Raw genomic sequence first — 17,439 nt, forward strand, 5'->3', positions numbered from 1 at the left:
GGTGATTATCGCACGCAATCGGTGACCGATCTGCGGCGGACGCGGCGTCTTCGCGTGGCTTGCTGGTAGCGGCTTACTTTTTGCCCTTGGCCAGCGGCAGATCGGCCTGCAGCCAGCCGCCGATGCCGCCATCGAGCACGTAGACGCGCTCGAAACCTGCCTTCTTCAGCCGCTTGGCGGCATCGCCGGAGGTCTGGCCGGTCTTGCAGACCAGCACCACCGGCAGTGCCTTCGCCGCCGCCAGCTGCTTGTTCTCCGGGTCGAACTGGCTCATCTGCACGTTCTTCGCGCCCGGGATGTGGCCCTTCTCGAAGTCGGCGATCGGCTGCAGGTCCACCACGAGCGCGTTGTCGCGATTGATCAGCGCGGTGAGTTCGGCCGCGCGCACGGTCTTGTAGCCGCGGAACAGCTGCGCGATCTCGTTGGCGATGATCGCGACGGTCAGACCGGCCAGGGCGGTCGAGAGGAGGGGGTTGCGGCCGGCGAAGGCCAGCAGTTCGTCGAGGGTCACGGAATGGCAAGGATGCAACGGGGCGGGGATTGTCGCATGAGCGGACGGTCGTGCTCAGCGTCTCCCCGAACGATCGTGGCCCGGGACTGCCGGCCACGATCGCAATGCGCGAAACCGGTCCGCGCGATCAGCAGGCGGGGCCTTCCGGGCAGAGGTCCTCGTCGCCGCGTGGTTCCGTCACGGCGACGTCCTCCATCGCGACCGGCTCGTGCGCCGACGCGTTGCCGAGCATGAGGTAGGCGACCCCGGCGATCACCGCCGTGGCGCCCGCCAGCACGTACATCAGCCAGGCGAACGCGGTGTCGTAGCCATGCATCAGCGTGGCGGGATCGAGCCAGGACAGCAGGGCCTGCGCCGGACGCGCATCGCCGGTGGCCAGCCGCTGCCCCGCCTCGGAGAGCGCGCCGGCATCGATCAGATGGCCGCCGCTGACGTCGGATAGCCGCAACCCGATCAACCCGGCAAAGGTCACGGCGGCCACCGCGATCGCGATGCTTTCGCCGGAAACGCGGCAGGCGCCGAACACGCCGATCGCCATGCCGGCGCGCTCCTTGGGCACCACGCTGATGGCCAGACCATCCATCAGACCCCATGGAATCGCCGAACCGACCCCGATCACCAGCATCGGCCCGATCAGGCGCGCGGACGTCGGATCGGACACCACCGTGCCCATCCACACCAATCCCCCCGCGGCAAGCAACAGCCCCACGCCGCACAAGGCGCCGGCGCTGACGCGATGGCTCAGCAAGGCGGACAGGAACGGCACCACCAGCATCGGCGCGGACAACGCGAGCATCAGCAGGCCCGCCTCGAGCGCCGAGTAGCCATGGATGCCGATCAGGCTCACCGGGAGAATGACGATGAGGGGGAGATAGCAAAAGCCCGTCCCGATCGGCAGCAACTGCACGCCGACGAAGCTGCGGTAGCGGAACAGGCTCAGATCCAGCATCGGCCGCGCCGAGCGCATCTCCACCCACACGAACACCGCCAGGAAGACTGCCGCGCCGAACAAGGCGGCGATCGTCCACGGATCTCCCCAGCCGCGATCGGGCGCTCCGAGCACCCCGATCGTGAGCAGTGCCAGCATCACCGCCGAGGTCAGCGTTCCGGGCCAGTCCAGGCCGGCGGCGTTGGGATCGCGCGATTCGCGCAGGCGCGGCACGCCGAACACGATCGCCAGCAGCGCGATCGTCACGCTCGCCAGGAACATCGAGCGCCAGCCGAACGACTCCACCAGCCAGCCGGCCAGGCTCGGGCCGAAGGCCAGACCGAGACCGAAACTGGTGCCGATCATGCTGAAGGCGCGAATGCGCGCCGGACCATGAAACTCCTGCGACAAGGCCGCGGTGCCGCCCGCATACGCGAGCGCCGCGGCGATGCCTTGCGCGAAGCGCAGTGCATTGAGCGCGATCAGATTCGGCACCAGCGACAGCAGCAGCGACACGACGGCGAAGGAGATGATGCCGATGGCGAACACCCGCTTACGCCCGTAAGCGTCAGCGAGCGCGCCCGCCGCCATCAGACTGCTGGCGATCGCGAGCATGAAGGCATTGGTCATCCAGTTCAGCGCCACCGGGCTGCCACCGAGCTCGGCCGCGATGGCCGGAATCGCGATCGGCGGCGCGGTGAAGCTCATGGGCAGGGACAGCGAGGCCAGGCAGACGGCGCCCAGAATCAGGAAACGATCGAAACGGCCGGACGAAACCGCCGGCGGCAGTGGCGAGGACATGGGGAGAGGGGGAGCGAGGGAACTACAGCCTAGATCGTCCGCAATCGGGGAAAAATGTCGATCTGGTTCAAGCTTTATGGAGCAAATCGACATAATGGGTCCTCGCTACACCGGAGACCCGCCGCATGGACAAGCTGGGCAGCTTGCTGGCCTTCGTCCGCACCGCCGAATTGCGCAGCTTCGTCGCCGCCGGGCGCGCCCTCGGCGTGTCCTCCTCCGCGATCGGCAAGAGCGTGGCCAAGCTCGAGCAGCAACTCGGCGTGCGCCTGCTCCAGCGCAACACCCGCAATGTGCGCCTGACCGAGGAGGGCCAGCAGTTCTACGAGCGCTGCCGGCCGCTGCTGAACGAGCTGGAAGACGCCGAGGCCATGCTCACCCACACCATGCAGACGCCGCGCGGCCGCTTGCGCGTTAGCCTGCCGACGGTGGGCTACCGCTTCCTGGTGCCGGTGCTGGGCGAATTCCGTGCGCGCTATCCCGAGATCGAATTGGATCTGGACTTCAACGACCAGATCGTCGACGTCATCGAAGGCCGGTTCGACATGGTGATCCGCAGCGGCGACATGCCCGACTCGCGTCTGCGCGCACGCCGGCTCGGGCCGTTCTGCTTCCTGCTGTGCGCCTCCCCGGATTATCTGGCGCGGCGCGGCGAACCCCGCGTGCCGGCGGATCTGGAAGCGCATGACTGCCTCCTCTTCCGCTTCGCCGACAGCGGCAAGCTGCAGGAGTGGTCACTGCGCCTGGCGCCGGGCGAGGCACCGCCGCATCTGCCCGCGGCGATGGTCTGCAACAACAGCGAAGCGACCTTGCTGGCGGCGGTGCACGGCCTCGGCATCGTCTACACCGCCGACATCCTGGCCCGCGACTACCTGGCCTCCGGCGCGCTCAAGCGCGTGCTGCCCGGTTTCGAAACGCAGCACGGGCAGTTCTGGGCGTTATGGCCGGCGCATCGCTACATGTCGCCGAAGTCGCGGGTGTTCCTGGATTTCATCAGCGAGCGTCTGTTCGTGAAGGAATCCCACAACTGACGATGCCTGGAACTGTGCGAGAAGGAGTCGTTGCTGCCATCCTTGGCGTCACTACGCTGGCTTCGGAACGTCCGGCCCGGCCATCCATGGCCGGGCGCTCGCGACCGCAGCCGATGCCGATAGGGCATCGGTCCGCTTCGACAAGAGCTTCGCTGCCATCCTTGGCGTCACTACGCTGGCTTCGGAACGTCCAGCCCGGCCATCCATGGCCGGGCGCTCGCGACCGCAGCCGATGCCGATAGGGCATCGGCTAGCGCGGTCACTCGCCCTGCCAGAAATCTGGCAAGCCCACCGTCAGCCACCACGTCTTGGTGGCCTCGTCGTAACGCCAGCGCTCGGTGTAACGCGCGCTGCGTTCGGACATGTCGTGCTTGTTGATCACGCCGATGAAGATCTCGCGCAACACGGTGCCTTCGGCTCCGTTCTTGGTGGCGATGTCGCGATAGGCGGACACCTGGATCTGCTTGTAGCGCTCCAGCTGCAGGTCGGTGATCGGATGTTCCTTGCGGTACTCCGGATCGACCATCGTCCAGGCACCTTCGAAATCCCCCCAGCGGATCGCCGCCGAATAGGCATACACCGCCTCGTCGAACTTCATGTTCCTCTTGGAGGTGGCGCAGGCGCCGACCAGGCATGTCAGCAGGAGCACCAATCCCGCCAGACCCATCGATTTCAAAGCCCGCATCACGATCGCCTCCCCAATGAAGGGCCACATCGTAGCAGTGCCGCGACGTTCACGATTTGAGGATCGCCACGTAACGGGAACGACAGGTGGTGGCGATGCGTCCGTCCGGCAGCGGCACATGGGCGACCAGGGTGGTGCGGGCACGGCCGCGGCTGCGCAGCATATTGATGAAATCGTCCCAGGACGCGTCCTCGGCCAGCTGCGAGACCGCCTCGATGTCGGCGTACAGGGGCGCGAGATAGCGGACCTCGCTGTCGGCGACGTACACATCCGCCTCCAGACCCGCCGCCTGCACGTGCATCGTCACCAGGCCCCAGGAGGCCAGCGTCAGCAGCGAGATCAGGCTGCCGCCGAAGGCATTGCCCTTGTCGTTGAGATGCTGCGCCAGCGGCGCGTGCAGGCGCAGGCGCTCGCCGTCGTAGCCGGCGATGCTGAGCTGCATCGTCGCCACCGGGGGCATGGACTGGTAATGGTGGTTGAGTGCTCGCAGGGCTTCGTCTGTCGACGGCATGGGGGACCTTGAGTCGTGGGGGATTGCACAAGCGGCCATCGTCCGCGCTGCCGCGCCCGGACCGATGCCCAAACACACCATTCTGCCGCAAGCTCGCTTGCGGACGTTGCGACGAATGTCCAAGCTGGCCCGCATCATGTCGCGCCGTTCCCACATTCGCGCCGCCACGCCGCCGATTCCGGAGGCGCCTGCGGAAACGCCGCTCCACTCGCCGTTGTCCGGATGCGCCGTGATCTCGCTGCGCCCGGTCGGCGACCACGAAGCGCTGCGGCGCGCGGCGGCGGCGCATGGCGCGCGGACGATCGCGCTCTCGCCGTGGAAGCTCGTCGTCCGCGACGACGACGCCACGCGCGTGCGCCTACACGAGGCGCTGGTCGCACCGCATGTCATCGTCACCAGTCCCGCGGCCGCGCGCGCGGCACGGGCGCTGCGGCCGCTGCGCGAACGTCGTGGGCAGCGCTGGTACGCCGTCGGCGACGGCACCGCGGCGGCCCTGCGGCATGCCGGCATCGCCCGCGTCTGGAAGCCCGAGCGCATGGACAGCGAAGGCCTGCTCGCGATGCCGGAACTGCACGATATCCGCGGCACCGACGTCGCCGTGCTGACCGCCCCGGGCGGGCGCGACCGCATCGCGCCCGCCTTGCAGCGACGCGGCGCGCGCCTGCATCGCGTCGATGTCTACGAACGCGTGCCGGTGCCGCCATCGCAGCGCGGCATCGCCACGCTGCGCGCGCTCGACACGCCGGCCTGGCTGATGCTGAGCAGCGGCGAGGCCTTGCAGACACTGCTCGCGGCGCTCCCGCCCGACGCTGCCGCCATCCTGCGCCGCGCGCGGGTGAGCGCCGCCAGCGCGCGGCTGGCCGAACTCGCGCGCGGCCTGGGCTGGACCGACATCACGATCGCCGACAACGCGCGTCCGCGCAGCCTGCTCGCCGCCGCCAAAGCCGCTCAAGCACAGCGTCGCTGACGCCGATCCGCTAGGATTTGTCCGTCCCCCGACGCCCAGCTTCCGACTTTGAGCACGCCCACACCCACTCCCTCCACCACAAAACGACGTGGTGGCGCTGCACCGCTCCTCTGGCTGCTCGTGCTGGTGGCATTCGGCGCGACCGGTTGGTTCGGCTGGCGCTGGTGGCAGCAGGACCGGGCGCATGCGCGCAACACCGAACTGCAATCCACACAGCGTCTGGCCGCGCTGGAAGCACGCACCGACGCGCTGCGCGAGGACCAGCGCGCGCAGGGACGCCGCCTGCAACAAGGCGATGCCACCAACCGCGTGCTGCGCGACGAACTGCTCGGCCTCGGCCAGCGCGCCGCGCTGATCGAGGACAGCGTGTCCAAGTTCGCCGATCCCGAGCACAACGGCACGCAGGCATTGCGTCTGGACGAACTGGAGATCGTGCTCGGCCTGGCCCAGCAGCGCCTGCGCCTGGCCGGCGATCTCGGCGGCGCGCGTCACGCCTACGCGCTGGCGGCGACGCTGCTGGAAGGCATCCACGACCCGGCCTATCTCAGCCTGCGCCAGACGCTCACGCAGGAGCGCAGCGCGATCGACGCGCTGCCCGACGATCCGCGCGCGGTGGCGGCCGGACGGCTGGATGCCTTCGCGGCCTCGCTGCCAGCCCTGCCGACGAGCACGCCGACGGCCGTGGACCCGCAGGCGCCGTGGTGGCGCCGCGCGTTCTCGCGATTGATCGAGGTGCGCCCGGCCAACAGCAGCGTCGCGGTGGAACCGGGCGATCGCGCCGCCGCGCTTGCCGCGCTGCAACTGGAAATCACATTGGCGCAGGCCGCGGTCGAACGCCGCGATCGCGACGGTTATCGCCGCGCACTCACGCGCGCCGACGGCTGGGTGACGCGCCTGTGGCCGGAATCGCCCGCGCTGCGCGAACGTCGCGCCGAATTACGCGCATTGCGCGAATTGAAACTCGACATCACCCTGCCGACGCTCGGCACCACCCTGACGCAACTGCGCGCGATGCGCGCTGCGAAATGAATGCCCGCCCGCGCGCGTCGGGCGACGTTCAGCGACCCCAAGCCACCGTTCGGTCGGGATTGATACAAGCGATCGAGGGAGCCCCACGATGAACCTGTTCCGCAACCTCCTGTTCTGGATCGTGCTGGCCCTGGTCGGCGCGCTGATCGCGCAACTGCTGCTGCAGGACCCGGGCTACGTGCTGGTGCGTTATCGCGGCATGGAATATTCGATGACCGCGGTGTCTGCGGTGCTGGTACTGGTCGCGGTCCTGTTCGTGCTGTGGCTGGCCTGGACACTGATCTCCCTGCCGTTCCGCGCCTGGCGCGGCCGCCGCGACCGGCAGACGCGCGCACGCCTGGGCGACGGTCTCGATGCGCTGCGCCTCGGCCATTACACACGCGCCGAAAAACTGCTGGCGCAGGCCGCGCAGGACGATGCGACCGCCGGCGCCGCGCGCGGCCTCGCCGCCGAAGCCGCCTTCGCGCGCGGCGACACCGTGGCGGCGAACGCGCATCTGGAGTCGCTCGCGGATCGACACGCCGCCGTGCGCGCGATCGGCAGCGCCGAACTCGCGCTGGCCGAACACCGTCCCACCGATGCCCTGGTCGCGCTCGATGCGCCGGCGGCGCAGCCATTGCCGCCGCGCGGTCTGGCATTGCGCGCGCAGGCGCTGGCGGCCTCCGGACAAGCCGCGCAGGCTTACGGTCTGCTCGGTCCGCTGCGTCAGCAGCAGGCGCTGTCCGAAACGCAATTGTCGGAGTTCGAAACGCGCTGGGCCGAAGCCGCGTTGCGCGAGGCCGGCGACGCCAACGTGCTCGCCGACCGCTGGGAACAATTGCCGAAGGCGTTGAAAGCGGATGCCGGCGTGGTCATCGCCTACGCCGAACGCGCCGCCGCGCTGCGCTGGGAAGACGCGGCCGCCAAATCCGTCGAACAGGCGCTGGAATCACGCTGGGACGAACGCCTGGCCACCAGCTACGGCACCCTGCCGATCCAGCGACTGGAACAGCGTCGTGGCAACGCCGAACGCTGGCTGCAGGCGCATCCCTCCAGCCCCGCGCTGCTGCTCACCCTCGCCCGCCTCGCGCGCGCGCAAGGGCAGTGGAAGCAGGCCGAGGATTACCTGCATCGCGCGCTGGCGCAGGGCGCGGGCAGCGAGGCCTGGGAAGAATTCGGCCACGGTTACACCAGCGCTGGCGATGAGGCGCGCGCGCGGCAGAGCTACGCCAACGCCTTGCGCGCGGCACGCGGCGAAGCCGTGCATGAGCTGGGTGGCCGCGATCTGCGACAGAAGATCTACGATCAGGCCGGGATCGAGGAGCGCGATCAGCACGGTGTGCCGCGCCTGCGCGAGTAAGAACGCGTGACGTCGCGAAATCGCTATTCGCTTTTTGCTCGTCATTCCCGCGAAGGCGGGAATCTAGCGACTTTAGCCGTTATCCCGGCTTCGTCTGATCGAAAGACACTGGATTCCTGCTTTCGCGAGAATAACGAGCATCGGTATCCGCTTAAACGAAAAACGGATCAGTCGATCAGCTTCATGCGCGGCGAATAGTCCGTCGGCACCAGCACACGGCTCTCGATCTCCCCGACCATCGCACCGTACTTGCGCGACGCCTTCTTGATGTCGCCCCACTCCTGATCCGCCATGAACTTCGCCCAGCGATCATCCATGGTCTGCTTGTCGGGCCATTCGAGCAGATAGACGAACTCGGTGCGATCCTCGTTCTTCGATTCCCAGGTGGCGACGATCCTGAAGTCGTAGCGCGCCATGATGCGCATCGCATGATCGCGGAAGCGCTCATGGAACTGTTGCTTGTTGCCGTCGAAGATCTCGTAGATGCGCAGCTGATGAATCACATCCGTGGCCGGCTTGTCGGCGGCAATGGCCTGGCCCGCGGCAAGGCACAACAGCATCACGATCCCGAGCGGGATTGCCCGCCAGCGGCTTGTCGCCATCGCTTCGCGCATGAGCGCTCCCTCCATCGAAGACGGAAGGACTCTGCCACGGCATCGAAACGGCGGCGCCTGCCGGAAGTTGGCGGGCGCCGCCTTTCAGGCTTGGATCAGCGCAGCGGCACCGTCAGCGTCGACGGGCTCGATGCGGGCGAGCTGAACACCACGTTCCCGCCCAACTGGCTGGCGCTGGCGTAGCGCGGATCGATGGTATCCACGACCAGTACCAGCTTGCGGCCGGCCGGGATTTCCCAGCTGGTGGCTTCCAGCTCGATGTCGAGCGTCCGTGCCACACCCGACATGGCGTTGCGCAGGCTGTAGGGCTTGTGGGTGAGCAGTTCGCCGGTGCCGAACACGTCCACGCTGTAGAGATAGGCGAACAGCGAGGTGTTCGCCTGGCTCGGCGTCACCGTGATGTGCAGCTTCGGCGCACCCGTGACGCGCTTGCGCGTCGCATAAGCCGGTCCGGACCAGACCGCGGCATCGAAGCGCGAGATCAGCGGCACCGAGACCGGCTGCGCCACCGTGAGCCCCTGCAGGAAGCCGCTGGCGAAGACGATGCCGGAGGTGGCCAACGTGGGCGCGCCGGTGTTGATGCGATGCTGCCAGCCGCTGCTGGTACCTGCGCTCAGGCTACCGGTCGGCAACAGGCCGCCGGGCTTGCCCAGCCCGAACGTCGTCGCACCGGCCTGCACCGCCGCCCAGTCCGCGTAGCCGTTCCATTGCCCGTCCTGCGTTTTCAGGCGCACCGGCGATTCGCTGTCGACGCCGTTGTCCAGGCCCTTTAGATGACGATCGAACCAGCGACCGGCCGCGTCATAGGCTTCGTTCGGCAGACCCAGCACGCCCGGAATTTCCACCGTGCCGTGATCGCCATGCGCGAACAGCAACTGCTTGGGACCGCTGAGATGGTTGAAGAAGTTGATGTATTGCAGCGGCGGGAAAAGGCTGTCGCCGTAGGCATTGGCCAGCAGCACCGCCGTCTTGTTGGCGTTGAGGCTGGCGACATCGGTGATCGCGCTGCGCACCGGTGCATGCGGCAACAGGCCCGCGACCGCACCGTCGAAATCGCCGAGCGCGATGTGCGCGGTAGCCTCTGCCAGCAACGGCCCAGGCCGACCAGTGAACGTGCTGGCCAGGACCAGCAACGCCGCGCCCTGCTGACTCACCGTCTGATTCGCGTACAGCGACGCTTCCAGATCGGCCCAGCCGCTCAGCGCCGCCACCGCCTTGATGCGCGGATCACGCTCGGCCGCAAGCAGGCTGATCCCCGCGCCGTAGGAAATGCCGGACGCGCCGACCGCCTTCGGATCGGACGGCGTGTTCGCCAGCGCCCAGTCGATCACCGCGCTCACGTCCTCGATCGTTTCCGGACCGGCGATGTCGACCAGCCCACCCGCCTCCCAGAATCCGCGCGAGGTGTAGCTCACCACCACGTAGCCCTGGCTGGCGAGGATGCTGCCGCGTCCCACGTATTCCAGATTGGGCGCGCCCCAACTGGTCGGCATGACGATCAGCGGAAACGGCCCCGGCCCCTGATCCCTGGGCGTCAACACCACGCCCGTGGTCGAGACACCGCCGTACACCGGGATCACGCGATAGCTGGCATTGAATCCCCCCGCCATGGCGGGCGCGGCGCCCAGCAGCAACACCGCCCACAACAAAAACGACTCGACGAATCGACGCATGAGCTGCCCCCTCCCGAAGGCGTCCAATACGCTTCTATACGAACCCGTATGGTTCGCGCAGCGATTTAGCGCCTCGTTCCGTCGTGGAACAATGAAAATTGCGTAATGTCTTCATGACATACGGTCGCTGTTGCACCGCAGCAGTCATCCGGAAGCCTTGTGCGCAGCCGATCTGAGACGCCGGCGCTTGGTTCGCAATGGAGATGGGCGATACGATTCGCGCGACTCGTGTTCCACCGATGAGACCCGATGCCATGCAATCCTCGCATCCCGACTATCCGCTGTACTCCCAGATCCGCGATGGCGTGCAGCGCCTGGACGCCCAGCACGGCCGCGCGTCCGACGAGGCCAGCGACCGCCTCGCCGCCAGCCTGCTGCCGCTGGCGAAGGAGAACGGGCTGACCCGCGTCGATCACGTGATGCTGAGCGACGGCAGGAACCGCAACGTCGCCCCCGGCGAGAACGTCTTCCTCGTGCAGGGACGGCCAGACGATCCGTCCATGCTGCGCGCCCACATGCCCACGCAGCTCGCCACGCAGACGCCGGTGGCCGAATCGATGCAGCGCCTGGAGTCGGTCAATCAGGCACTCGAACTGCAAACGCGGCAGCAGCAGTCGATCGACGCGCGACAGCAGGATCGGCCGCAGCAGGAATCGCCAAGGCACGGGCTGCTCTGACCGCTCTTGTCTGATCGCCGAAGCTCTGATCGCCGAAGCGTCGTCGCGATCCCGCTTCCTCATCCGCGCGCGGCGAACGCGCGCCAGTAACCGTTCCAGCGGTCGTCCCCAACGCGGTGGACGGCATAGACCTGGTTCTCCACTGGCGGCTGCGGTGTCGGAATCCTGACCGGATGCAGCCGCGCCAGCGCTTGCGCCGCATCGCCGGGCACGATGCTGTAGCCGCGGCCTGCCGCCACGGCGGCCAGTACTTCTTCCAGCTCGGCGTAATGATCGCCGGGCACGCAACGATGGCGCGGATCACGATAGGCCGCGTCGAACCAGCGCGCGAACACATAATCGCTTTCGTCGTAGGTCACCGCCGGGCGCTCCGCGAGCAATCGCCTGCGGGCGACGGCCTCGCGCGGCATCCGCCAGTCCGGCGGCACGACCAGCACCAACCGCTCGCGATACACGGGAACGAAAGTGAGCGCCCGGCTCGGCCGGCTGCTGAAGCAGAAACCGAAATCCGCCTGCGCATCGCGCACCTGCGCCAGCACCGCATCATTGAGCAGATAGTGCAGGCGCAAGGGACGGCCATCGGCATGCCGCATCAATCGCCGATGCGCGACGTAGCGGCCGAATCCCGAGACGGCGGCAATGCGCACCGGCGTCGTCTCCTCGCATCCGCTGCCCACCGCCGCTTCCAGTACGGCCAGCCAATCGCCACCGGCCTGCGCGAGCCGCTCGCCGGTCGCGGTGGGACGCAGTGCGCGCCCGCTGCGCACGAACAACTGCACGCCGAGCGCGGCCTGCAACTGCTGCAGGTCGTAACTCACCGCGGCCTGGGTCTTGTGCAGGCGCGCCGCGGCCGCGCGCACACCACCGGCATCCACCACGGCGAGGAAGCTCGGCAGGAATCGCAATGCGTATCGCATCGTTCGATTTTCCTTGACGATGGACTCAAAGAAAATCAGATGGATCGAACGGTGTCAACGCGCTAGCTTGCCCTTCGCTCCCCGACGGGATTTCCCATGCTTCGCGCCCTGCTCTCGCTGCTGCTCGTTTCGGCACCCGTACTCGCGATGGCCCAATCCGCCGCTCCCGATCGCGCCGGCATCGAACAGGCGATCCGCCACTACTTCGCCGCCAACGACGAACGCGATCCGAAGTTGCTCGGCCTCGCCTTCCATCCCGGCACGATCATGTTCTGGGCCGATGCCGAGGGACGCCTGCAATCGCTCGATCAGAATCGCTGGAAGGCGCGTCTGGCCGATCCCGCGCAGGCAATCCCTGTCGCGCGGGAGCGGCGCATCCTGTGGATCGACCAGAGCGGCGACGGTGCATCGGCGGAAGCGCTGAGCCGGTTCGACGATTTCCAGTTCCGCGATTACCTCACGCTGCTGCGCATCGAAGGCCGTTGGCGCATCGTCGGCAAGGTCTTCGTCAGGCAATCGCTGGCCGATGCGACTGCGGACACCCGGGCCGCCGACGCGCGCGGCAAACGGGAGATCGAAGCCCTGATCCGGCGCAAGCTCGCCGCGATGGACGCCAATGACGGCGGCCTGCTCGCCAGCGCCTATCTGCCGCAGGCGCAGACGGCAACGCTCGAAGACGGCGAGCTGGTGGCGTGGCCGATCGCGGAATGGTCGGCGCGCTTCGACAGGGATGCCGCGACCGATACCCGGCCGCAAAGCGTGGAGCGCCGCATCGAGCGCATCGAAAATGCCGGGAATGTGGGCTGGGCGCACTTCACGCATCGCCGATCCAGCAGGGTCGTGGTCGACGATGCCCTGCTGGTGCGCAGCGGTGGCCTGTGGCGCATCGCGCATCTGGATTATCTGGTGGCGCCGGCCACGCCTTCGCCATGACCTCCGCTCCGGCGACGCGGCGCCGGAGTGGAGGTGCATCGTGCATCAGGCATCAGAACGAGTTTCGACGGAGGGCGCAGCCACCGGCGCGACAGCGCGCGGGCGGCGCATCATCAGCCGGCGCAGCCACCAGCCTGCCACGATCGCGACCAGCCACAACGGCCACAGCGCGGCCAGGGCGAGGACGAGATTCAAGAAGCCGTCCCATCCCGCACGCATGGAATGCCACAGGCGCGTGAAGAAACCCGGCGATTCGGCGCGCACGATCGCTTCCACATCCGGACGCACCGTGCGGCGCACCTGCGGGGCCTGATACAGCGCGAGATCGATCGTGCTGTAGGCCACGCGATCCTCGAAGGTCTTCTGCGCAATCAAGGCTTCATCACGCTGTGCCTGCGCCTCGGCGCGCGCATAGATCGCCTCGGTTTTCGCCGATGCCCTGCCCGCGCCGTCGGCCACTTCGCCCAGCGCGCCCTGCGCCTGCTGCTGGCGCGCGAACGCCAGCTTCTGCCGCAGCAGTTCGAATTGCGCGTCCTGCGCGGAGAAACCGCGACGGTCGAGGAATTCCACCTGCGCCGCCATCGCGCGCAGGAACTCCTGCGTGCGCGCGCTCGGCACGCGCACCTGCAAGTCCGCGCGCAAGACGTAGGTCGCCAGATCGATCACTTGACCGTCGCCGTCGGGCCGCGACAGCGTGCTCTCGATATCGGCGCGGATGTCGTTCCGGGTGACGAAACCGCCGTACTGCGCGGCCAGATCCTCGATGGCGAGCGCGGAGCGATAGACCTCTTTCACGCTGAACTGTGCGTTGGCGGTGCGGATGAACTTGCGCTCGCCGTCGTTGAAGGCCATCGACGAGGATTGCAGTTGCGTCTGCGTGTCGGGCGCGGGTGCCGATCCGGCGTCAGGGACGGTGGCGGTGGTGGCGATCCGCGCCCGCGCTTCCTGCGGCTGCATGGGCGGTGGCGCGGGTGCGGCGACCTTCTCGGCCAGTACGGCCTGCGCCATCTCGGTGTCGGCCGCGACGCCGGCGGACGCGGGTGATTCCTGCTTGGCGCAGGCACCGATGAGCACGGTCAGGCAGCACAGCAGCAGACCGGTGCGGAAATTCGCTTGCATGGTGAACCCCTTGGCGATGAAGGTGGGTGGACGTTGCAGTCGGCGAGGACTGCATACGCGCCACCCAGCGCTTCGGGGTTAACGGAAGCGGCGGCCCAGGATCACCGCCGCGTTCCGCCGTCGGCGATGCGGAGCGAAACCACGGCTGGCCGCGCCAATCGCCCGCCGGCGATGGCGACGCAACCTGTCCGGGCGAGATCGATGGCCTTCAGGCGTGTTGCCCGGCCTCGCTGGCTGTCTTTTCTCGATCGCGCAATTCATGGCAGAACGCGGCCGTGGCATCGTCCATCGGAAAGCAGCATTCGATGTGCTGATCCTGCAGTGTGATGTTCCGGGCGAAGCCGAACATGGTGAAGGTGGAGAAGAAGCGCAACTCGCGCCCATGCTTGCGAAACACCGTGGTCAGCAGCGGAGACAGCGTTGCATCCGGATCGCGCGTGCGCCATTGCGGCGGAACGCCGGGGTAGGCCAGCGCCTCCTCGAGCAGGGCGCGCGGCACCGGGTCCGACGGCATCGCCGCCACCGCCGCATGCACGTGCCGGATCAGCTCGCCCGCCAGCTCCTCCCAGTTCGCCGTGGCCGCACGCATGTCGGCGGGATCGAAGACCTGGCGGATGATGTTCCGATGCGCGCTCGGACGGCCGTCCATGACGAAATCGCCAATGCGTTGCGCGCCGCGATTAGCCATCAGCACGTCCCAGTGCCGGCTCACCAGAAACGCCGGATAGGGTTCATGCTGGGCAAGGAAGTAATCGACGGCACGCTGGATGTTCGCCTGCTCCGATCCGCTCAACACCGTCTCTGCCGCTTCCGGCGCGTGGCCCGCGGCCACCAGCAGGGCATCGCGCTCGCGCGCAGGCATGCCCAGCACTTCGGCGAAGCGCCGCACCATCTCGCGGCTGGGTTGCGCCTTTCCGGTTTCGACGTAGCTCAGATGGCGCGCGGAGACACCCGCGCTCAATGCCAGATCCAGCTGGCTCAATCCGCGCGCTGCGCGCCATTCGCGCAAGAGCACACCCGCATGCGCATGGGGGTTCGATGGCTTCGGCGTGCGCGGCGGAGATTCCACGCAGTGATCATAGTGAGGCCATGGCCGCTGCGAGCCATGACTGATGGCCTATCTCGTGCGAAATCGCGGCGATATGACCTCGGAGGTCATTGCCGGGGCTCTCGCCGCCCGCCCATGCTCCTCGCCGTCGAGCCAAGAGGCTCCATTTTCCGAGGACACGTGCATGCAACGCAGACAGTTCATCGGCCTGGCGGCCGGCGCATTGGCGGGTGGGATATTGAGCGGACACAGCGTTCGCGCGATCGCCAGCGTCCGTGACACGACCACTGATACGAACGCTCCGTTGAATGCCGCGCGATACCACGCATCGCGACGCTTCGCCAAAACCCGCTTCGGCGAGATCGCCTACATCGAACGCGGCACGGGCAAGGCGGCTCTGTTCCTGCACGCCCATCCGTACAACGGATTCCAATGGCGTGGCGCGCTCGATCGCCTCTCGGCGCATCGTCGCTGCATCGCGCCCGACCTGCTGGCATTGGGATACACCCGCGTCGCCCCCGGCCAGAGCGTGACGCCCGCCGCGCAGGCCGCCATGCTGCTGGCGTTGCTGGACAAGCTCGCCATCCGGGATGTCGACCTCATCGCGAACGACAGCGGCGATGCTATCGCACAGCTCATCATCGCGCGCCATCCGCAGCGTGTGCGCACCGTGCTGCTCACCAACGGCGACGAAGCGCAGGACAGCCCGCCTTCCGCGCTCAAGCCATTGATCGCGCTCGCGCACGCCGGAAAATCCACCGACGTGTTTGACGGCTGGCTGGCGGACAAAGCCTCCGCCCGGCTGCCGAACGCCATCGGCGGTGCGGTCTACGCCAATCCCGCGACACTCACCGACGAAGCGATCGACTACTACTTCAAGCCATTGATCCGCTCACCACGACAACGCGCCTTGGTGGATGCGTCCATCATCGGCTTTGAACCCAACCCGCTGACCGGCATCGCGCCCGCCTTGAAGCGTTTCAAAGGACCGGTACGGATCGTATGGGGTGCGGCCGACACGCTCTTCTCGCCGGACAGCCCGGATCGCCTGGATCGCGCCTTCGGCAACTCGCGCGGCGTGCGCCGGCTGGAGGGCATGAAGACGTTCTGGCCGGAGGAACTGCCGGACGTCCTCGCCGAGGAAGCGCGGCAATTGTGGGACGTTGCCTGAGCGTGCCGTCAGGACCGCAACGCCTCAACGCTCCAGGATCGCCACCACGCCCATGCCGCCAGCAGTGCAGATCGAGATCAGGCAGCGGCCGCGACCACGTTCCTTCAACTGCTTGGCGGCGGTGGCGACGATGCGCGCGCCGGTGGCCGCGAACGGATGGCCGGTGGCGAGCGAGGACCCGAGCGGATTGAGCTTGGCCGGATCGATCTTGCCCAACGGCGCGTCCAGGCCCAGGCGGTTGCGGCAGTAGTCCTCGCTTTCCCAGGCGCGCAGCGTGCACAGCACCTGCGCGGCGAAGGCTTCGTGGATTTCGTAGATGTCGAAATCCTGCAGGGTGAGGCCGTTGCGCTTGAGCATCTCCGGCACCGCGATGGTTGGCGCCATCAGCAGGCCTTCGCCATGCACGAAATCGACCGCGGCCACCTGCGCGTCGCGGATGTGGCACAACACTTCATGTCCATGCTGGGCCGCCCACTCGTCCGAGGACAGCAGGCAGGCGGCCGCGCCATCGGTGAGCGGCGTGGAATTGGCGGCGGTGAGCGTGCCGCGACCGGAAATCTTGTCGAACGCGGGCTTGAGCGTGGCCAGCTTCTCGATCGAAGTGTCGGCGCGCAGGATGTTGTCGCGCGAGACGCCACGGAAGCTCACCACCAGATCGTCGAAGAAGCCGCGCTCGTAAGCCGCGGCCAGCTTGTGATGCGAGGCGACGGCGAGTTCGTCCTGCGAATCGCGCGCGATGTTCCACTCCTTGGCCATGTCCTCGCAGTGGTCACCCATCGACTTGCCGGTGCGCGGTTCGGCCACGCCCGGGTACTCGGGCTTCAACTCGCGCAGGTGGAAGCCCTTGAACGCGCGCAGCTTGTCCTTCGTGGTCTTGGCCGTGACCGCGGCGATCAGGCGGCGGCGGAGCTTCTGTCCGAACACGATCGGCACATCGGAGGTGGTGTCCGAACCGCCGCCAATGCCGGATTCGATCTGCCCGGTGGCAATCTTGTTGCCGACGGTGATGAGGCTGTCCAGCGAGGTGCCGCAGGCGCGCTGCAGGGTGATGCCCGGCGTCAGCGGCGACAAGCCGGAGGACAGCGTCGCCTCGCGGCCGAGGTTCCAGTCGCTGCTGTGCTTGAGCACCGCGCCCATCGCCACTTCGCCCAGCTGCTGGCCGTGCAGGCCGAATTTCTCCACCAGGGCGCCGAGCGTGCGGACCGACATGCCGAGATTGCCGACATCCGTGTACGCCGTGTACTGCCGGCAGAAGGGGATGCGGACGCCGCCGAGCACGGCGACGGGACGGCCTTGTAGCATGGGGGTTCCTCGGTTTTCGAGCGCCATCTCCGACGGCGCGCTTTGACGGCTGGGCGGGAGGCATGCAGTCTAGCGCTGTCGCTGCGCAGGGCCAATCACGTGGCGTGAACTCCTCGCAAAAACCCGTATCCTCGCCACATTAGATGCTGTGGCTCGATGCGTGACTGTTCGAAGTGACCCCGATTC

17 protein-coding genes are annotated in these 17,439 nt (G+C 67.6%); 7 read left to right on the forward strand and 10 right to left on the reverse strand.

Going from position 1 to position 17,439, the window contains the following annotated elements:
• Positions 1-73: 73 nt before the first annotated feature.
• The gene (locus AC1RNP_RS01100) at positions 74-511 is read right to left on the reverse strand and encodes a rhodanese-like domain-containing protein (protein WP_493049368.1); all 438 of its coding nucleotides are present in this window, start codon (positions 509-511) and stop codon (positions 74-76) included.
• 127 nt (positions 512-638) lie between these two features.
• A complete protein-coding gene (locus tag AC1RNP_RS01105) occupies positions 639-2,240 on the reverse strand; it encodes an MFS transporter (protein ID WP_493049369.1) in 1,602 nt (533 codons plus the stop codon).
• A 125-nt stretch (positions 2,241-2,365) separates the two neighbouring features.
• On the opposite strand from AC1RNP_RS01105, the gene AC1RNP_RS01110 reads away from it, so the two are divergent.
• Complete coding sequence (locus AC1RNP_RS01110) at positions 2,366-3,268, forward strand: LysR family transcriptional regulator (protein WP_493049370.1); 903 nt, start codon at positions 2,366-2,368, stop codon at positions 3,266-3,268.
• A 259-nt stretch (positions 3,269-3,527) separates the two neighbouring features.
• On the opposite strand, the gene AC1RNP_RS01115 is transcribed toward AC1RNP_RS01110, so the two are convergent.
• Together AC1RNP_RS01115 and AC1RNP_RS01120 are read right to left on the reverse strand one after the other, a co-directional pair.
• On the reverse strand, positions 3,528-3,953 hold the full coding sequence (locus AC1RNP_RS01115; protein WP_493049371.1) for a hypothetical protein: 426 nt from the start codon (positions 3,951-3,953) through the stop codon (positions 3,528-3,530).
• 49 nt (positions 3,954-4,002) lie between these two features.
• A complete protein-coding gene (locus AC1RNP_RS01120; RefSeq protein ID WP_493049372.1) occupies positions 4,003-4,464 on the reverse strand; it encodes a YiiD C-terminal domain-containing protein in 462 nt (153 codons plus the stop codon).
• Positions 4,465-4,600: 136 nt separating this feature from the next.
• On the opposite strand from AC1RNP_RS01120, the gene AC1RNP_RS01125 reads away from it, so the two are divergent.
• From AC1RNP_RS01125 to AC1RNP_RS01135, 3 genes are all read left to right on the forward strand, one after another.
• Positions 4,601-5,431 carry a uroporphyrinogen-III synthase gene (locus tag AC1RNP_RS01125; protein WP_493049373.1) on the forward strand — a complete coding sequence of 277 codons (831 nt, stop codon included), beginning with the start codon at positions 4,601-4,603 and terminating at the stop codon, positions 5,429-5,431.
• 48 nt (positions 5,432-5,479) lie between these two features.
• Positions 5,480-6,460 (forward strand): uroporphyrinogen-III C-methyltransferase, encoded by a 981-nt coding sequence (locus AC1RNP_RS01130; protein ID WP_493049374.1) that lies wholly within the window; start codon positions 5,480-5,482, stop codon positions 6,458-6,460.
• A gap of 88 nt (positions 6,461-6,548) precedes the next feature.
• Positions 6,549-7,799, forward strand: coding sequence for a heme biosynthesis protein HemY (locus AC1RNP_RS01135; RefSeq protein WP_493049375.1), 1,251 nt, complete (start codon positions 6,549-6,551; stop codon positions 7,797-7,799).
• A 167-nt stretch (positions 7,800-7,966) separates the two neighbouring features.
• On the opposite strand, the gene AC1RNP_RS01140 is transcribed toward AC1RNP_RS01135, so the two are convergent.
• Positions 7,967-8,413: an NIPSNAP family protein gene (locus tag AC1RNP_RS01140; RefSeq protein WP_493049376.1), complete on the reverse strand. Its 447-nt coding sequence runs from the start codon at positions 8,411-8,413 to the stop codon at positions 7,967-7,969.
• 95 nt (positions 8,414-8,508) lie between these two features.
• Entirely contained in the window at positions 8,509-10,086 is a 1,578-nt protein-coding gene (locus AC1RNP_RS01145; RefSeq protein WP_493049377.1) for a CocE/NonD family hydrolase, read from the reverse strand.
• Between the two features lie 254 nt (positions 10,087-10,340).
• Here AC1RNP_RS01145 and AC1RNP_RS01150 point away from each other — a divergent pair, with 254 nt between their 5' ends.
• Positions 10,341-10,763 carry an XVIPCD domain-containing protein gene (locus tag AC1RNP_RS01150; protein WP_493049378.1) on the forward strand — a complete coding sequence of 141 codons (423 nt, stop codon included), beginning with the start codon at positions 10,341-10,343 and terminating at the stop codon, positions 10,761-10,763.
• 59 nt (positions 10,764-10,822) lie between these two features.
• Here AC1RNP_RS01150 and AC1RNP_RS01155 read toward each other — a convergent pair whose 3' ends face one another.
• Entirely contained in the window at positions 10,823-11,680 is an 858-nt protein-coding gene (locus AC1RNP_RS01155; RefSeq protein ID WP_493049379.1) for a LysR family transcriptional regulator, read from the reverse strand.
• Positions 11,681-11,776: 96 nt separating this feature from the next.
• On the opposite strand from AC1RNP_RS01155, the gene AC1RNP_RS01160 reads away from it, so the two are divergent.
• Entirely contained in the window at positions 11,777-12,613 is an 837-nt protein-coding gene (locus tag AC1RNP_RS01160; RefSeq protein WP_493049380.1) for a nuclear transport factor 2 family protein, read from the forward strand.
• 45 nt (positions 12,614-12,658) lie between these two features.
• Here AC1RNP_RS01160 and AC1RNP_RS01165 read toward each other — a convergent pair whose 3' ends face one another.
• Positions 12,659-13,732, reverse strand: a complete 1,074-nt coding sequence (locus AC1RNP_RS01165) for a DUF4349 domain-containing protein (protein WP_493049381.1) — start codon at positions 13,730-13,732, stop codon at positions 12,659-12,661.
• A gap of 208 nt (positions 13,733-13,940) precedes the next feature.
• On the reverse strand, positions 13,941-14,801 hold the full coding sequence (locus tag AC1RNP_RS01170) for a helix-turn-helix domain-containing protein (protein WP_493049382.1): 861 nt from the start codon (positions 14,799-14,801) through the stop codon (positions 13,941-13,943).
• 163 nt (positions 14,802-14,964) lie between these two features.
• On the opposite strand from AC1RNP_RS01170, the gene AC1RNP_RS01175 reads away from it, so the two are divergent.
• A complete protein-coding gene (locus AC1RNP_RS01175; protein WP_493049383.1) occupies positions 14,965-15,951 on the forward strand; it encodes an alpha/beta fold hydrolase in 987 nt (328 codons plus the stop codon).
• Between the two features lie 24 nt (positions 15,952-15,975).
• Here the strand turns inward: AC1RNP_RS01175 and AC1RNP_RS01180 are convergent, their stop codons facing one another.
• Positions 15,976-17,253 carry an acetyl-CoA C-acetyltransferase gene (locus AC1RNP_RS01180; protein ID WP_493049384.1) on the reverse strand — a complete coding sequence of 426 codons (1,278 nt, stop codon included), beginning with the start codon at positions 17,251-17,253 and terminating at the stop codon, positions 15,976-15,978.
• Between the last annotated feature and the right edge of the window lie 186 nt (positions 17,254-17,439).

This window comes from Luteimonas sp. GW821-FHT14E02 (assembly GCF_058803905.1).

Coding starts and splice junctions, on each gene's coding strand:
- AC1RNP_RS01105 (WP_493049369.1), bottom strand. CDS start 2,240: ATGTCCTCGCCACTGCCGCCGGCGGTTTCGTCCGGCCGTTTCGATCGT.
- AC1RNP_RS01110 (WP_493049370.1), top strand. CDS start 2,366: ATGGACAAGCTGGGCAGCTTGCTGGCCTTCGTCCGCACCGCCGAATTG.
- AC1RNP_RS01115 (WP_493049371.1), bottom strand. CDS start 3,953: ATGCGGGCTTTGAAATCGATGGGTCTGGCGGGATTGGTGCTCCTGCTG.
- AC1RNP_RS01120 (WP_493049372.1), bottom strand. CDS start 4,464: ATGCCGTCGACAGACGAAGCCCTGCGAGCACTCAACCACCATTACCAG.
- AC1RNP_RS01125 (WP_493049373.1), top strand. CDS start 4,601: ATGTCGCGCCGTTCCCACATTCGCGCCGCCACGCCGCCGATTCCGGAG.
- AC1RNP_RS01135 (WP_493049375.1), top strand. CDS start 6,549: ATGAACCTGTTCCGCAACCTCCTGTTCTGGATCGTGCTGGCCCTGGTC.
- AC1RNP_RS01140 (WP_493049376.1), bottom strand. CDS start 8,413: ATGCGCGAAGCGATGGCGACAAGCCGCTGGCGGGCAATCCCGCTCGGG.
- AC1RNP_RS01145 (WP_493049377.1), bottom strand. CDS start 10,086: ATGCGTCGATTCGTCGAGTCGTTTTTGTTGTGGGCGGTGTTGCTGCTG.
- AC1RNP_RS01150 (WP_493049378.1), top strand. CDS start 10,341: ATGCAATCCTCGCATCCCGACTATCCGCTGTACTCCCAGATCCGCGAT.
- AC1RNP_RS01155 (WP_493049379.1), bottom strand. CDS start 11,680: ATGCGATACGCATTGCGATTCCTGCCGAGCTTCCTCGCCGTGGTGGAT.
- AC1RNP_RS01160 (WP_493049380.1), top strand. CDS start 11,777: ATGCTTCGCGCCCTGCTCTCGCTGCTGCTCGTTTCGGCACCCGTACTC.
- AC1RNP_RS01165 (WP_493049381.1), bottom strand. CDS start 13,732: ATGCAAGCGAATTTCCGCACCGGTCTGCTGCTGTGCTGCCTGACCGTG.
- AC1RNP_RS01175 (WP_493049383.1), top strand. CDS start 14,965: ATGCAACGCAGACAGTTCATCGGCCTGGCGGCCGGCGCATTGGCGGGT.
- AC1RNP_RS01180 (WP_493049384.1), bottom strand. CDS start 17,253: ATGCTACAAGGCCGTCCCGTCGCCGTGCTCGGCGGCGTCCGCATCCCC.